General features: G+C 66.3%; 11 protein-coding genes. 9 read left to right on the top strand and 2 right to left on the bottom strand.

Features of this window, described 5'->3' with window-relative positions; genetic code table 11:
* Positions 1-197: 197 nt before the first annotated feature.
* From ACFXP9_RS02175 to lldD, 4 genes are all read left to right on the top strand, one after another.
* Positions 198-764 (top strand): tyrosine-protein phosphatase, encoded by a 567-nt coding sequence (locus ACFXP9_RS02175; protein WP_397205683.1) that lies wholly within the window; start codon positions 198-200, stop codon positions 762-764.
* A 425-nt stretch (positions 765-1,189) separates the two neighbouring features.
* Positions 1,190-2,857: an L-lactate permease gene (gene lldP / locus ACFXP9_RS02180; protein ID WP_397205681.1), complete on the top strand. Its 1,668-nt coding sequence runs from the start codon at positions 1,190-1,192 to the stop codon at positions 2,855-2,857.
* Entirely contained in the window at positions 2,854-3,642 is a 789-nt protein-coding gene (locus ACFXP9_RS02185) for an FCD domain-containing protein (protein ID WP_397205679.1), read from the top strand. Before lldP ends, ACFXP9_RS02185 begins: the two co-directional genes overlap by 4 nt.
* Positions 3,643-3,655: 13 nt before the next feature.
* On the top strand, positions 3,656-4,789 hold the full coding sequence (gene lldD, locus ACFXP9_RS02190; RefSeq protein ID WP_397205677.1) for an FMN-dependent L-lactate dehydrogenase LldD: 1,134 nt from the start codon (positions 3,656-3,658) through the stop codon (positions 4,787-4,789).
* Positions 4,790-5,291: 502 nt separating this feature from the next.
* Here lldD and ACFXP9_RS02195 read toward each other — a convergent pair.
* A complete protein-coding gene (locus tag ACFXP9_RS02195; protein ID WP_397205675.1) occupies positions 5,292-7,727 on the bottom strand; it encodes a DUF3141 domain-containing protein in 2,436 nt (811 codons plus the stop codon).
* Positions 7,728-7,738: 11 nt separating this feature from the next.
* Positions 7,739-8,503, bottom strand: a complete 765-nt coding sequence (gene fabI, locus ACFXP9_RS02200; RefSeq protein WP_397209949.1) for an enoyl-ACP reductase FabI — start codon at positions 8,501-8,503, stop codon at positions 7,739-7,741.
* Positions 8,504-8,697: 194 nt separating this feature from the next.
* Here fabI and ACFXP9_RS02205 point away from each other — a divergent pair, with 194 nt between their 5' ends.
* The 5 genes from ACFXP9_RS02205 to ACFXP9_RS02225 all read left to right on the top strand — a co-directional run bounded on the left by ACFXP9_RS02205 (position 8,698) and on the right by ACFXP9_RS02225 (position 16,803).
* Positions 8,698-9,528, top strand: a complete 831-nt coding sequence (locus ACFXP9_RS02205; protein ID WP_397205671.1) for a CHAD domain-containing protein — start codon at positions 8,698-8,700, stop codon at positions 9,526-9,528.
* Positions 9,529-9,604: 76 nt separating this feature from the next.
* Entirely contained in the window at positions 9,605-11,164 is a 1,560-nt protein-coding gene (locus ACFXP9_RS02210) for a bifunctional aminoglycoside phosphotransferase/ATP-binding protein (RefSeq protein WP_397205669.1), read from the top strand.
* 110 nt (positions 11,165-11,274) lie between these two features.
* A complete protein-coding gene (locus tag ACFXP9_RS02215) occupies positions 11,275-11,991 on the top strand; it encodes a TetR/AcrR family transcriptional regulator (RefSeq protein WP_397205667.1) in 717 nt (238 codons plus the stop codon).
* A gap of 56 nt (positions 11,992-12,047) precedes the next feature.
* Positions 12,048-13,163, top strand: a complete 1,116-nt coding sequence (locus tag ACFXP9_RS02220) for an alkene reductase (RefSeq protein WP_397205665.1) — start codon at positions 12,048-12,050, stop codon at positions 13,161-13,163.
* 139 nt (positions 13,164-13,302) lie between these two features.
* Complete coding sequence (locus ACFXP9_RS02225; RefSeq protein WP_397205663.1) at positions 13,303-16,803, top strand: proprotein convertase P-domain-containing protein; 3,501 nt, start codon at positions 13,303-13,305, stop codon at positions 16,801-16,803.
* Positions 16,804-16,820: the final 17 nt, after the last annotated feature.

Genomic DNA, 16,820 nt, shown 5'->3' on the forward strand with positions numbered 1-16,820 from the left:
GGGTTCCGGCCAGACCCGGCCAGCGCCGGGCGGGCATGGGGCGGATGTCAAAAATCCGTTTCACGCCGCGCCTATGCTGATACACGCTGGCAAAGATCTGCTGTGGCAGCGGTTTATGGGGATTCGCGGGTGGAAACGTCTTTGACTGTATCTCTGGGTAAAACGGGCCGCGCGCCTTCGCCGGGGCGCCGGGACTGATGCGTCGGCTTCGCCCCGTGCGGCTGGTGCTGGCCGCTGTTGCTCTGGCGCTGACCTGCATGGCGTATCTGAGCATGTTACAGGCCACCGGCAACCGCCATCAGGTGGTGGCCGGGGTGCTGTATCGGTCGGCACAGCCGGACGCGGCAATGCTGCGGCAGGCGGCGGGGCAGGGGGTGCGTTCGGTGCTGAACCTGCGCGGCACCAGCCCCGGCAGCGACTGGTATCAGGCCGAAATCGCCGCCGCGCGTGACCTTGGGTTGGTGCATCGCGATTTCGCAATGTCGGCCAGCCGGGCGCTGGGGTCCGACGATATCGCGGCGCTGATCGCGCTGATGCGGGACATGCCCAAGCCGCTGCTGGTGCATTGCAAAAGCGGCGCCGACCGCACCGGGCTGGCGGCGGCGCTGTATGTGATCGCCCTTGCCGGGGGCAGCGAATGGCAGGCCGAACTGCAATTATCGCCGCTTTATGGCCATATCGGTGTCCCCTATCTGTCCGCCGCATGGCCGATGGATGAAAGCTGGGAACTGGCCGAGGCCGGGCTGGGGCTGACCGACAGTTAACCCGCGCCTGAGGTGATCACCGCATGGGCCGGGCTTTGCTGGTCCTTTTAGTTTGCTGGCCCTTTTGGTTTGCCGACGCTTTTGATTTGGCCGCTCCCCGGCTGTCCGGTGACGACCGGCACAGGCCGGTGGCAAGGCGCATCGGCGGAAGCGCGCCGGTGGCCCGTTCGCGCGTGCCAGCGGGGGTTTTCATCTGGCGCTAACATCAAAGGTTTTGCCGGGCTTCGCATCGTGTGGCAGGTGCGGGCCGAGGCCGCGCGACCCGGCCCTGAAAGTGGTGTGCACCGCGCGATCCAGACCAGTGGTCAGACCATAAAATGCGCCAATATACCGCAGGATTGTTGACTTGATTACTGATTTGCGCAAACGAAAGGCTTTCTGACCGTTTTATTGGTCAGACCACAATAAAGGGAGGACCAAGCCTTATGGTATGGGCGCAAAACTATGTCCCGGTCGGGAATCTGTGGCTGTCGAGCCTGATCGCCGCTGTGCCGATCATCTTTTTCTTTCTGGCGCTGACCAAGCTGCGGCTGAAGGGCTATCAGGCGGCAACGGTGACCGTGCTGCTGACGCTGGCGATTGCGGTCGGCGTCTATCAGATGCCGGTGGCCACCGCTGCCGCTGCCGGGATTTATGGCTTTTTCTATGGCCTGTGGCCGATCGCATGGATCATCATCGCGGCGGTGTTTCTGTATAAAATCTCGGTCGCGACGGGCCAGTTCGAGGTCATCCGCCGCTCGATTCTGGGCATTACCGAGGACCAGCGCCTGCAATTGTTGCTGGTCGGTTTCGCCTTTGGTGCGTTTCTGGAAGGCGCGGCGGGCTTTGGCGCGCCGGTGGCCATTACCGCGGCGCTGCTGGTCGGTCTGGGCTTTCGCCCGCTTTACGCCGCCGGGCTGTGCCTGATCGCCAATACCGCCCCGGTCGCCTTTGGCGCGATGGGGATTCCGATCATCGTCGCCGGTCAGGTGACCAATCTTGACCCGTTCCATATCGGTCAGATGGCCGGTCGTCAGCTGCCGCTGTTGTCGGTGCTGGTGCCGTTCTGGCTGGTGATGATCATGGATGGCTGGCGCGGCGTGCGCGAAACCTGGCCCGCGATTATCGTTACCGGCGGCGTCTTTGCCGTGGTCCAGTATTTCACCGCCAACCATATCGGCCCGGAACTGCCCGACATCACCGCCGCCATCGCGGCCCTGATCGCGCTGCCGCTGTTCCTGCGCTTTTGGCAGCCCAAGCGCATCTTCCGTTTCGACCATGACGATGTGGCCGCCGATGGCGCCGCCCCGGTCGCCGCAGTCGAGGCCCCGGTGCAATACACCACCGGCCAGATCGTCAAGGCATGGTCGCCCTTTGTCATCCTGACCCTGTTCGTCGCCGGGTGGAGCATCGCCCCCTTCAAAAAGCTGTTCGCCGCCGGTGGGCCGCTGGAAAGCTGGGTGATGAAATTCCACGTTCCCTATCTGGATAACGTGGTGCAAAAGACCCCGCCCATCGTGACCGAACCGACGCCTTTCGCGGCGCTTTACAAATTCGACTGGTTTTCGGCCACCGGCACGGCGATCATGCTGGCGGCGCTGGTCAGCATTGCGGTGCTGCGGATGAAACCGGCCAAAGCGGTCGCCGTCTTTGGCGAAACCATGAAGGAATTGCTGATCCCGATCTATTCGATCGGCATGGTTCTGGCCTTTGCCTTCCTGGCCAATTATTCCGGCCTGTCGGCAACGCTGGCGCTGGCGCTGGCGCATACCGGGTCGGCCTTTACCTTCTTTTCGCCGTTCCTTGGCTGGCTGGGTGTGTTTGTCACCGGTTCGGACACCTCGTCCAACGCGCTGTTCGGGGCGCTTCAGGCGGCCACCGCGCATCAGATCGGGGTGTCGGATGTGCTGTTGGTGGCGGTCAATACCACGGGTGGCGTGACCGGCAAGATGATCTCGCCGCAATCCATTGCCATCGCCTGTGCGGCGGTTGGTCTGGTGGGGCGTGAATCGGATCTGTTCCGCTTTACGGTCAAACATTCGCTTGCACTGGCGGCACTGGTTGGTGTCATCACGACGTTGCAAGCCTATGTTTTCCCGTGGATGATCCCATGACCCAGGACAGCCGCCCCCGTTCCCGCCAGCGTGTCAGCGATCGTGCCGAGGCCGAGATCCTTGCCCTGATCGAAAAGCGCGGGCTGAAACCGGGGGCGCGTCTGCCGTCCGAAAGGGCCTTGTCGGACATGCTGGGGGCCTCGCGCACAAGCCTGCGCGAGGCCATCGGCCGTCTGGCCACCCGTGGCGTGGTCGAGGTGCGCAAGACCGGTCTGGTCGTCGCGCAGCCCCAGCCCGACAACTGGGTGCAGGCCACAATCAGCGCGCCTTTGGCCGCGCTGGTCACCACCCAGACCGGGTATGGCCATGACGTGATGGAAATCCGTCACGCGCTGGAAGGGGCGGCGGCCTATTACGCCGCCCTGCGCGCCGATGATGCCGCGCGCGCCCGTATCCGCACCCGGCTGGAGGCGATGCAGGCCAGCCATGGCGGGGCCAGCCCGATGGACGAGGCGCGTCTGGATGCCGATTTCCATCTGGCCATTGCCGAGGCCTCGAATAACGCGGTGCTGTATCAGGTGATGTCCAGCCTGTTCGGGTTGCTGCAATCCAGCATCTCGGAAAGTCTGGAAAAGCTGTATCTGGTGCCGCAGACCTTCGAGGCGCTCTCGCGTCAGCATCAGGCGCTGTATCAGGCGATTGCCGCGGGCGATGCAGATCGCGCCCGCGACGCATCCGACGCGCATCTGCGCTTTGTCGAAACCACCATCCGCCAGATCGACGCGGATCTGGCCCGCAAGGCCCGCGCCAGCGCCGCACGCGCGGCGGGTCAGATGAAACCATAGCCGGGGTTCAGCCATGATCATTTCGTCCATTTCCGATTACCGCGAGGCAGCCCGCCGCAAGCTGCCGCCTTTTCTGTTCCATTACATCGACGGCGGCGCCTATGCCGAACGCACGCTGGGGCGCAACGTCAGCGATCTGTCCGACATCGCGCTGCGCCAGCGCATCCTGAAAAACGTGGCCGACCTGAGCCTAGAGACACAGGTTCTGGGCCAGAAGATGGCCATGCCCGTGGGCCTGTCGCCGGTGGGCCTGACCGGCATGTATGCCCGCCGCGGCGAGGTTCAGGCCGCCCGCGCCGCCGCCGCGCATGGCGTGCCCTTCACCCTGTCGACCGTCAGCGTCTGCCCCATCGAGGAGGTCCAGTCGCAATCGCCCGCCCCGATCTGGTTTCAGCTTTATGTGCTGAAGGATCGCGGTTTCATGCGCAATGTGCTGGAACGCGCGCAGGCGGCGGGCATTACCACGCTGGTCTTTACCGTCGACATGCCGGTGCCCGGCGCGCGTTACCGCGACGCCCATTCCGGCATGTCCGGCCCGAATGCCAAGTTCCGCCAGATCTGGCAGGGCGCCACCCACCCGCAATGGGCATGGGATGTGGGCATCATGGGCAAGCCGCATGATCTGGGCAATATTTCGGCCTATCGCGGCCAGCCCACCAGGCTCGAGGATTATATCGGCTGGCTGGGGGCCAATTTCGACCCCTCGATCAGCTGGCAGGATCTGGAATGGATTCGCGATTTCTGGAAAGGCCCGATGATCATCAAGGGCATTCTGGATGTCGAGGACGCCCGCGACGCGGTGCGGTTCGGGGCCGATGGCATCATCGTGTCGAACCATGGCGGGCGCCAGCTGGACGGGGTGTTGTCGTCAGTCCGCGCGCTGCCGCCGATCGCGGATGCGGTCAAGGGTGATCTGTCGATTCTGGTCGACAGCGGCATCCGGTCCGGGCTGGACGTGGTGCGGATGCTGGCGCTGGGGGCCGATATGGCCATGCTGGGTCGGGCCTTTGTCTATGCGCTGGCGGCGAATGGGGAACGCGGCGTGTCCAATATGCTGGACCTGCTGGCCAAGGAAATGCGCGTTGCCATGGCGCTGACCGGGGTGAAATCCATCGACCAGATCGACCGCAGTCTGCTGTCGCTGTAACCGGACCCGCGCGGCCGGTCAGGTGCGGGCGGCCCCGTCCGCCGCGCCACGAACCGGACCCGCCGGGCACCCCAAAGCACATTCTCGGCGCGCCCGTGACCTGACGGGCGCGCCGTTTTGCTGCCGGCGTGGGTGGTTGAATGGGAACGGACCTTCAGCCGCGCAGGGGCCTTGTATGTGGCGGGGTTTGGGAAGGTCTGGGCTTTGCGTCGGGGGCTGTGCTTTCGCAGGGCAGATGCCTTGCGTCGGGGGCGTTTGGTGCTGCTGGCGCGCGCGGTCATGCCCCGGCCAGCGCCAGCCCCATTGGCCGGCCCGTGACCTGACATGCACCAAAACCGCCCCAAACCCCGCCCGGCACCCTTGCCGCGCAATGGGGCCGCGACGGACCCGCCACGCCGCGCGGCTGCGACGGGGCGCGGTGGCGGCCCCCCCCTCAGGAATGGCCCACAGGAATGCCCCGCCCGCAGGCCGACCCGTGCGGGCGGGGGTGGCCCCGGCGGTGTCAGCCCTTGTCGGCGGGGGCGGGGGCCGGGGGGGTGTCCTGCAACGGGTCGGTGGCGATGTGGCGGATCTCGGGGGGCAGGTCCAGAACGCTGCGGAAGCGGTGCAGCATGGCGCGGGTATGCGGTTCCATCTCGTCGGGGGAACCGGCGATGAACTGGACCACCTGCACCGCCTTTTCGCGCTGATCGGGGGGCAGCAGCCGGGGCAGGGCCTCGATGCCGCGATTGGTCTCGTAGGTGGCGATCAGGGTCTGTTCATGGATGATCAGCGCGCGGGCCTCGGGGCCAAGTTCGGCAAAGGGGCTGTCAAGGCTCAGCACCTTGCCCGACCGTTCCAGCCGGTCGCGCCGCACCCCGCCCCGGCTTTCGGCCAGCAGCACCAACATGCGGATAACGCCTTCCACGAAACCGCCCTGATCAATTTTCAGCAGCGCATGGGCGACCTCGGGCAGGGCGCGCAGTTCATTGGCGTCTTTCAGCGTGCGATGGGTTTCATGCGTGCGGCCAAAGGCGCGGGCGAAAGGGGTGGACCACAGCGCAAAGAACGTCACCTCGCGGGTGAAATCGCGCCAGTCACGCCACAGGTCGATGGCCTGTTCGGTGGCCTGAACCCACAGCGCCTCGGCGGCCAGAAACGGGTTGTCGGGGGCCGGTTTGTGGCGGTCGGCGCGCAGCTTTTGCGCCATCTGGTCCAGCGGTGCCACCAGCGGGTTGCGCGACGACATCAGCGCCCGGCGCAGCCGCTGGGGGTGCAGGGCGCGACCGGCCTCGGCCATGGGGGCGGTGACGGCTGCCTGCACCAGTGGCCGCAGCGTCGCGGCATAGATCTGGGACTGGACCTCGGACACGCGGGCAACGGCGGCGAAGGGCTGTTCATCCGCGATGCCGTCATCCAGCGCGCGGATATCGTCAAAGCTGCGTTCGGCAAACCCCACGGTGAAATGCGTCCGGCCGTCGGTTTCCTGCACATCCTCGATGATCATTTCATACAGGCCCGGTGCCAGCGCCTCGATGGTTTTCACGGTCGAGGCGACCTCGGTATGTTCCTTGTTGGCGATCTGGCTGGACACGAAGATCCCCAGATGGCCGACCTGCGGATGCACCATGTAAATGATGCGCTGGCCGCGGATGCGGATCTCGTTCACGTCGGTATAGGTTTCGGTGATCCAGTTCAGCGCCTGCTGGGGCGGGGTAATATTGTCGCCATGGCTGGCAAAGACGATGATCGGCGCGCGGATCGCCTTGAGGTCGACCGGGCGGCCCGGCTCGATCCGGGCCTCGTTCTTGACCAGACGGTTGCCGATAAAGATCTGCTCCACGATCCAGCGGATCTCGGGTTCTGTCATCAGGAAGAAGCCGCCCCACCATTTTTCGAATTCCAGAAACCGGGCGGCGGCGGTGTCGGCATCGCGGAACAGGTCGGTATATTTGCGAAACAGCGTGCGCGACGGGTTCAGCAGTTCGAAATTCTGCACCAGATGCGCGCCGTCAAACAGCCCGCCGCCAAGGTCGGACAGCAGCATCGGCACCCACGCCCCGCCATTCAGCCCGCCAAGGTATCGCATCGGGTCCTGCCCGACCTTGCCCGACCACGGCGCGACCGGGGCGCCGTTGACGACGATGGGACCGGTCAGGTCCGGGTTGGTCGCCGCCAGCAGCAGCGTGGCCCAACCGCCCTGACAATTGCCGATGACGATGGGGCGGGGCGCGTCGGGGTGGCGGCGCATCACCGCGCGCACAAAGGCGGCCTGGGTGCGGGTGACAAAGGCGATATACTGGCCCGGCTCGGGGCGCTGGCGGAAGCTGACGAAATAGACCGGATGCCCGGCGCGCAGGGCCACCCCGACCTGGCTGTCGGGTTTGAACCCGCCGATCCCCGGCCCATGCCCGGCGCGCGGGTCGATGATGACATAGGGGCGGCGGGTGTCATCCAGGCTGACCCCCGGCGGCGGCAGGATGCGCAGCAATTCGTAATTCGACGGGTGGGGCATGTCGCGCCCGTCCATGACCTTTTCGTAATCATAGATCAGCACCGGCGGACAGCCGGCGGCCTCGTGTTCCAGAAACTGATCGCCGCGCTGGCGCAGGATGTCGGCGCACAGCACCGCGCGTTCGGCGGCATCGCGCAGATAGGCCGCCCAATCCGCCGCCAGCGTGCCGTTATCCTGCCCGTCGCGCAGCGCCGCCAGCAGGGCGGTGGCGTCACGGGCACTGGCATCGCCGCGCGCAGCATGGGTGGCCAGCATCCGCTGGCTGTGACGTGACACCGCGGTGGTCTGGATCTGGCCCAGACCGGCGCTGGCATCGACCTCGGACCGGGCGCGGGCCAGCCATGCGCTGCTGTGATCTATCACCTCATCCGCGATCAGGTGATGGGCGGGCCGGGGCTGGCTGGTGCCGCGATGCGGGGTCATCAGGTCATAAATGCTGGTCATCTTGGCCTCCTTCAGGCGGTGATCGAAAAGCCGCCGTCAATGTCGTGAATGCCGCCGGTCAGGTTGCGGGCCTCGGGCGCGGCCAGAAAGGCGGCCATCGCGCCCACGTTCTGAATGCTGGCCAGCTGGTGGGTGGGGGCGCGGCGGGACGCGTTGTCCAGCAGCTCGTCGAAATGGTCGATGCCGGATGCGGCGCGGGTCTGCATCGGGCCGGGGGACAGCGCGTGCACGCGGATACCCTTTGGCCCCAGTTCCGCCGCGGCATAGCGGGTGGCGCTTTCCAGTGCCGCCTTGACCGGACCCATCATGTTGTAATGCGCCACCACGCGCGAGGCGCCAAAGAACGATACCGACAGGCAGGTGCCGCCCTGATCCATCAGCGGCTCGGCCAGCCGGATCATGCGCAGGAAGGAATGAACCGAAATATCCATCGCCAGCGCAAAGCCATCGGCGCTGCAATCGACCACCCGGCCATGCAGGTCGTCGCGCGGCGCGAAGGCGATGGAATGGACCAGCGTATCCAGCCGGCCCCAGTCGCGGGCAATGCGCTGAAAGATCGCCTCGGTCTGGCCGGGGGCGGTGACATCCAGCGGGCCGGTGATGGTCGCGCCGATCTGTTCGGCCAGCGGGCGGACATGCGGTTCGGCCTTGTCGCTGGCCCAGGTGATCGCCAGTTCCGCCCCCTGCGCCGCCATCGCCTGCGCACAGCCCCAGGCGATGGAATGTTCATTCGCCACCCCGACGATCAGCGCCTTTTGTCCTTGCAGTGAAAACATGCCCTGTTCCCTGTCCGGCCCTTGCGGGCGATTGCGTCAGCCGGACCCTAGGCGCGGTTTTTGACCGCTTCATGACAGCGACACGCTTTGCCGCCGATCACTGCCGGGTGGCTTGACCGCGCTGCGGCGCGGCGGAAACCTTGCGCCGACATCCGGGCACAGCCGGCCGGGCATGGGCCGGAAAAGGGGGCAAGATGACGGCAAATGCGGCAAAACCAGCGGCAGAGCGGGGCGAATCACCGACGGCGGCGGCGCTGTTTGCGCAGGTCGCGCGCCGTCAGGCGCAGGGCTTTGACGACCACCTGCGCGGCCTGCAACACGGTGACGACCCCGAACATCCGCACCGGGCACGGGTGGCACTGCGGCGCCTGCGCAGCGCGCTGCGCGGCTTCGCACCGATTCTGGATGCAGGGGCGGCGCACAAGCTGTCGCGCCGGGCGCGCAAGCTGTTTCGCCTGCTTGGCCCCCTGCGCGAGGCGGATGTGGCGCTGGCCGCCTTTGCCGGCGATCACGACCGCGACCACCGCCGCGCCCATGCCCGCAAACTGCGCGATCGCGCGCGTGACGACCTGCGCCGGGCCGATGCGGCGGGCTTTGCCGGGCTGATCGCGGCATGGCTGGATGACGGGCGGCTGCTGTCTGATGGCCACGCGGCGCGGCGGCTGGCGGCGGCGGATGCGCGGCTGCTGGCGGCGCAGGCGCTTGCGGCGGCATGGACCGCCGTGCTGGTCTATGGTCCCGATCTGGCCGCGCTGGATGACGAAACCCGGCATGAGTTCCGCAAGGACATCAAGACCCTGCGTTACCTGTCGGAATTCTTTGCCGATCTGTGGCCGGGTACGGCAACCGGTTTCGGCACCCGGCTGGAGGCCCTGCAAGGGGCTTTGGGCGACCTCAATGACATCACCGTCCATGCGGCCGGTGCGGCGCTGGACCCGTCCCTTCAGGCGCGGTTCGACAGCGCGCTGGCGGATGCCGGGCAGGCCTGGCAGGGGCTGCGGGCCTGCGGGCCGTGGTGGCACTGACGGGGCGTGGCTGGCGCTGCCCGCCGCCGCGTGACAGGATGGGCCGCGACCGGGCGGCGACCGAAAGGGACGCGTGATGCAGATACAGGATCAATCCGCCACCATCGCCTTTCTGGCCGATCCCGCCAATCACGGCGGGGCGCCGGTCCAGCGCATCAGCACCCATATTTCCGAGGTGTTTCTGACCGGCGACCGGGCCTTCAAGCTGAAAAAGGCGGTGCGCCTGCCCTATGCCGATTTTTCCACCCCGGATCTGCGCTGCGCCGCCTGTCAGCGTGAACTGGCGCTGAACGGGCCGGGGGCGCCGGGGCTGTATCTGGGGCTGCGGCGGCTGACCCGCGCTGCGCAGGGCGGGCTGGAATGGGACGGGCCGGGCGCGCAGGTCGATTGCGTGGTCGGGATGGCGCGCTTTGACGATGATGCGCTGTTGTCGCAGATGGCGCAGGCGGGGCGGCTGGATCTGTCGCTGATGCCCGACCTTGCGGCCGGGATCGCGCGCTTTCATGCCAGCGCCGCGCCGGTGGATGACCCGCAGGGGGCCGCGCGCGTGGCCGGGGTGCTGACCATCAACGAGGCCGGTTTCGCCACCAGCGACGTGCTGCCCGCGGCGGGGGTGGCGGCGCTGAATGCGACCTTCCGCGCCGCACTGGACCGCCACGCCCCGGCGCTGGACGCCCGCGCGGCGGCCGGGTTCGTGCGCCGCTGTCACGGCGATCTGCATTTGCGCAATCTGTGCATGTGGCAAGGTCAGGTGCGGCTGTTCGATTGTCTGGAATTCAACGAGGATCTGGCCACCACCGACACGCTGTATGATCTGGCCTTTCTGCTGATGGACCTGTGGGACAGCGGCCTGCCGCGCCACGCCAATCTGGCTGCGAACCGTTACCTTGACGCCACCCGCATCCCCCCGCAGGCCGAGGCCGGTTGGGCCTTGCTGCCGTTTTTCATGGCGTTGCGCGCGGCGGTGCGCGCCCATGTCACCGCCACCCAGGCCGAGGGCGCGCGCGGCAGCGACGCCTTTGCCGGTCTGGCCAGACAGGCGCGGCGCTATTTCGATCTGGCGCGGGCATTGCTGGGGGCGGGGCCGGGGCGGGTGGTTGCGCTGGGGGGGCTGTCGGGCAGCGGCAAGACCACGCTGGCCGGGGCGCTGGCCCCCTCTGTCGCCCCGCCGCCCGGCGCGCGGGTGCTGGAAAGCGACAGGCTGCGCAAGGCGATGTTTGACACCCCTGCCGGTCAGCACCTGCCCGACAGCGCCTATCGCCCGCAGGTGTCGGCCCGCGTCTATGCCGATCTGGCGGCGCGGGTGGGGGTGCTGGCGGCGGCGGGGGCGCCGGTGATCGCAGCGGCGGTGAATGACCGTGCTGCCGACCGCGCCGCGCTGGCACAGGCTGCGGGCGCGCGGCGGTTCGACGGGGTCTGGCTGGGGGCGGGGGCGGATGTGTTGCACAGGCATTTACGCGACCGCGCCGGCAGCGCCTCGGATGCGACGGCGGCGGTGCTGGCGGCGCAACTGGCGCGGTTTACCGGCCCGCCGCGCGACTGGCACAGCATCGACACCAGCGGCAGCGTGGCCCAATCGCTGGACCAGATCCGCCGCGTGCTGGGGCTGGCCCCCGGCACTGATGGCGGGCGGTAAGGTGCCGCTGACACGAAGGGGCGCAGGCGATGCGCAGTGGCACGTAGCGCCGGGAAAAGAAATCCGCGATGGGGACTAGACGATCGGTCTAATGCGCTTATATCAGCCCCATGACCAAAACCGCACCCCCCGATCAGACCCCGAAAACGCCCACCGGCGGCCAGTCCGCGGCAGGCCGCCCGGTTGCGGATGGCGACAAGACCGGAAGCCGGCCCACCGACCCGCGCCCCATGGACACCCGGCCCACCGACACGCGCGAGCGTATTCTGGCCACGGGCCGGCGCCTGACCGCGCAGCAGGGCTATACCGGCACCGGCCTTGGCGAATTGCTGAAGGCGGCGGGGGTGCCCAAAGGGTCGTTTTACCACTATTTCGCCTCGAAAGAGGCATTCGGCTGCGCCCTGCTGGACAGTTTCATCCGCGATTACGACCAGCGGCTGGCGCGCACGCTGGACCATCCGGGGCTGGACGGGCGGTCGCGGATCATCGCCTATTTCGCCGACTGGCACCGTCACCAGATCAGCCCCGACCCGCAGGATCACTGCCTTGTCACCCGCCTTTCAGCCGAGGTCGCGGACCTGTCCCCGGACATGAGCCGTATCCTGTCGGACGGCGTGACCCGCATCGTTGCGCATCTGGCGCGGGTGTTGCGGGAAGGGGTGGGCGACGGCTCGGTCGGGGGGGGCGCGGATGTGCAGGCGCTGGCGCAGGCGATCTATCACCAGTGGCTGGGGGCCAGTCTGGTTGCCAGCCTGTTCCATGACGACGCGCCGCTGCACGCCGCCATGGCCATGACCCAACAGATGCTGCCCGCGCCCGCGCGCTGACGGGTGCTGCAAAACCGCCCTGGCCCGGTGCCATGGCCCGATGAAAGGACTGTCCGATGACCGACACACCCGATACCGACCTGTTTTCCCCGGTCGATCTTGGCCCCTACCGGCTGACCAACCGCATTGTCATGGCGCCGCTGACCCGGTCGCGGGCGGTGAATGGTGTGGCCAATGCGATGATGGCCGATTATTACCGCCAGCGCGCCGGGGCCGGGCTGATCGTCAGCGAAGGGGTGACGGTGTCGCCGCAGGCCGTGGGTTACGCCCACACGCCCGGCATCTGGACCGACCAACAGACCGAAAGCTGGCGCACGGTGACGCAGGCGGTTCATGACGCGGGCGGGCGCATCTTCGCGCAGCTGTGGCATGTCGGGCGGATCTCGCACCCGGATCTGCAACCTGATGGCGGCGATCCGGTTGCGCCCTCGGCCATCCGCGCCGAGGCAATTGCCTTTACCGCCGATGGCAAACAGCCCACCACGCTGCCGCGCGCGCTGCGGGCGGATGAACTGCCCGGCATCGTGGCCGATTACGAACGCGCCGCGCGCAATGCGCTGGCCGCCGGTTTTGACGGGGTCGAGATCCACGCCGCCAATGGCTATCTGCTGGATGAATTCCTGCGCGACGGGGCGAACCAGCGGCAGGACCAGTTCGGCGGCAGCATCGAAAACCGCCTGCGCTTTCCATTACAGGTGATCCGCGCGGTGGCGGCGATTTGCGATAACGGGCGCACCGGTGTGCGGATCTCGCCCGTCAGCCATGCCAACGGGTTAAGCGATTCCAACCCGCAGCCGGTCTTTAGCGCGCTGGTCGAGGCCCTGAACGGCATTGATCTGGGCTATCTGCATGTGGTCGAGGGCGAGACCGGCGGCCCGCGCGAGGTCGCGGGCGGGTTCGACCTGAACCTGCTGCGTCAGGCTTTCAAGGGCACCTATATCGCCAATAACGGCTATGACCGCGATCTGGCGCTGGCGGTGCGACAGCAAGACCGCGCCGATCTGATCGCCTTTGGCCGGCCCTTCATTTCCAACCCCGATCTGGTGGCGCGGCTGGAACAGGACGCCCCCCTGAACCCGTTGCAGAACGGCACCGTCTATGGCGGCGGCGCCGAGGGGTATGTCGATTACCCGACGCTGGATCAGGCGCAGGATCAGGCGAAACGGGGCTAAGCGCGCCGGGCATGGCGGGGCCGGCGGCGGAATGCCGCCGCTTCGTCCTGCCGCGTCCGACCGGGGCCGGGCCTTTGCATGAATGTCATGATGCCGCCCCAGACTGTGGGTCAGTCCGACACGCAGAAAGCGCATCATCATGGCCTATCGCACCCCGACCGACACGCTTTTCCGTTTCCAGACATGGCTTTCCGGCGAATACGAGCTGGGTCATCATCAGCTGACCGATGATTCGCCGCTGCTGAACACCTTGCCGGTCTGGCAGGATTATCGCGGCGCCGGGGTCAGTATCGGGGTGGCGGGGTATATCGACGCCAGCCATTACGACCTGAAGGCGAATGTCGCGGCGGCCTCGGCCAGTCTGAACAGCGGCACCGCGCTGGGGTGGTCGACACAGATGGCCGGTCTGGCCGCCGCAGACGATAACGGGCGCGGCATGGTGGGCGTGGCGCCCGATGCGCAGATCGGTGGCATCGGGCTGGATTATGCCAAGGCGGTTTCGGTGATGAACCCTGACATCATCATCGGGTTTTCCGACAGCGATATGTATGGCGGCAAGGCGCTGCCCGATGCGGCCTTTGCCGCCGGGCGCGACGGGCGCGGCACCATCGTGGTGGCCGATAATGCCAAGGATGACAGGCTGCATTACGCCGACCCCGACACGTTCGAGACGATGGACACCGATGCCAGTCACACCGCGATGGGCGGCGACCGGCATGTGATTTCGGTGAACGCGTTGTCGCTGGCCGGTGCCATCGGCTATGGCGGCCCATCGAACGAGATGATGCTGGTTTCCGCGCTGACCGATGGCGGCGGCTATCTGCACCCCTATGCCGAGGTCGACCCCGAGCGTTACGACCCGTCCAAGCCCTATCCCTATGACCCGACCATCGGTATTATCAGCACCGATGTGCCGGCCACGCTGGGGCTGGACGTGATGGGCAAAGGCGGCTCGGTGGCGCCGGGGGGCCTGCAATCTGGCTATTTCGAGACCATCGCCAAATACGGTCTGGGGGTTGATACCACCGATCTGGCGAATGGCAGCACCAATGTCACCTTTGGTCATGGCGGGCAGGGCGCAATCACCGCCGGTGTCGTGGCGCTGATGCTTGAGGCCAACCCGGATCTGGGCTGGCGCGATGTGCAAAACATCCTGTCCCATGCCGCCGTCTGGGGGCAGGCGCCGGGCACCGCGCCGCATCTGAACCCTGACAGCGATATCCAGCCCTATGAACGGCAGGTGGTCAATGGTGGCAGCCATCACAATGGCGGCGGCCTGGCGTTTTCGCAGGATCTGGGCTTTGGGATGCTGGATGCGCACAGCGCCGTGCGCCTTGCCGAAAGCTGGAAAGGCACCCAGGACAGCCTCAACGAGGTCAACCTGACCGCCCATGCCACCGCTTTCGAAGGCAAGACCCTGCGCTTTGGCGCGCCGGGGGGCGACGAATGGGGCCAGCCGATTGGCAAGGTGGTCACCACGCGCAGCATTGGCATCGACGTGACCCGCGATGTCGATATCGAAAGCCTTGAAATCGGCTTTGATGCGCTGGTCGAGATGTATCACTATAATTCCGGGTCCATTCCCGACCGCTATGGCGATGTGGGCGAGATGAAGATCACGCTGGTCTCGCCCTCGGGGACGCGCTGGGTGCTGACCGATGGCGTCCGTTTCGACGGCGAACGCCACATGTTGCGCCGGCCCGTGTCAGACGCGGAATGGAAAAAGATCAGCGCCGACGATGATGCGCTGAATGACTGGCGCGGACAGATGGAAGCCGATTTTTCCACCCGCCGCTTTGCCGGGGAAAGCGCCAAGGGCCGCTGGACCGTCGAGGTCGAGATCGACGAATTCGCGCTGGACCGCTTTCCGCGTGACCTGACCGTGCGCGACCTGTCGCTGACCTTTCATGGCGCGGCGGACAGTCAGGACGACCTGTTCATCTTTAACAACGATGCGCTGAAGACCCATCTTACCGGCAAGGGCCTGACCGATCTGGGTAATCACCGCGTTCTGGCTGATGCCCTTGGCGACAATACCGTCAATGCCGCCGCCATGACCGCCTTCCGGTCGCTGTCGCTGACCGCGCAGGCAGGCGACAGCGCCACTGCGGATGGGCAGTATCTGTATCGGCTGGCCGACGATACCCGCATCACCCGGCTGGTGGCCAGTGATGGCAATGACCGCCTGACCGGCAGCCGCGACCACGCCGTAACGATGGAGGGCGGGCGCGGCAATGACACCTATCACCTGCGCCATGCCGGCGACCGCGTGGTCGAGGCCGCGGGGCAGGGCGTCGACACCATTGTGTCGCATCTGTCCTTTGACCTGTCCGACAGCCAAAATATCGAAAACCTGACCCTGACCGGCAAGGGCCATATCCGCGCCACTGGCAATGCGGGCGATAACCTGTTGCGCGGCAATGCGGGCAATAACCGGCTGGATGGCGGCGCCGGTAATGACACCATGATCGGCGGTGCGGGTAATGACACCTATGTCATGGACCAGCGCGGCGACAAGGTGGTCGAACTGGCGGGACAGGGCCATGACCACATCATCAGCGCCCTGTCCTTTGACCTGCGCCGCAGCGCCCATGTCGAGGACCTGACCCTGACCGGCAAGGGTGCGCTGCGCGGGATCGGCAATGATCTGGACAATGTCATTCGCGGCAATGCCGGTGATAACGTGCTGAATGGCGGGCGCGGCAATGACACCCTGCATGGCGGCGCGGGCAACGACATTCTGCGCGATATGGGCGGCAGCGACGTCATGGTCGGCGGCGCGGGCAATGACAATTATTTCATCGACTCGGCCGGGGACCGGATTGTTGAGTATCGCGGTCAGGGCAATGACCGCGTGACCAGCAGCGTCTCGTTCGAGCTGCGCCGCCACGGCCAGCATCTTGAGGATCTGAACCTGACCGGGACGGCCAATCTGAAAGGTGTCGGCAACGGTCAGGATAACCGCATCTGGGGCAATGCCGGGGATAACATCCTGAACGGGGCCTTTGGCGATGACACGCTGTATGGCGGCGCAGGCAACGACATTCTGCGCGATGATGGCGGCAGCGACCGCATGGTCGGCGGCCATGGCGATGACAGCTATTTCGTCAACTCCACCGGCGACCGCGTCATTGAATATGCCAACGAGGGCCATGACCGCGTCAACAGCGACATTACGCTGGAACTGCGCCACCACAGCCAGCACATAGAAGAGCTGAACCTGCTGGGTCGCGTCAATATCAACGGCACCGGCAACGGTCTGGACAATACCATCTGGGGCAATGCCGGCGATAATGTGCTGAACGGCGCGCAGGGCAATGACACGCTGATCGGGGGCGCGGGCAATGACACATTCCGCGATGATGGCGGCGATGACGTGTTTCTGGGACAGGCCGGGGCGGATGTATTCGTCTTTGCCGGGCGCTTTGGTGATGACATTATCCGCGATTTCCAGACCAGCCAAACCGGCGAGGTGATCGACCTGTCGGGGGTGCGCAGCATTACCGGCTTTGCCGATCTGCGCGCCCATCACCTGACCCAGACCGCACGGGGCACGGTGATCGACGATCATCAGGGCAATACCGTGCTGGTGCAGGGCGTCGCCATTGCCGATCTGTCAGCGGATGATTTCCTGTTCTGAGGTCCGGTCCTGCCCGA

Origin of the sequence: Paracoccus jiaweipingae (assembly GCF_044335505.1) — a bacterium.
Lineage (GTDB): Bacteria > Pseudomonadota > Alphaproteobacteria > Rhodobacterales > Rhodobacteraceae > Paracoccus.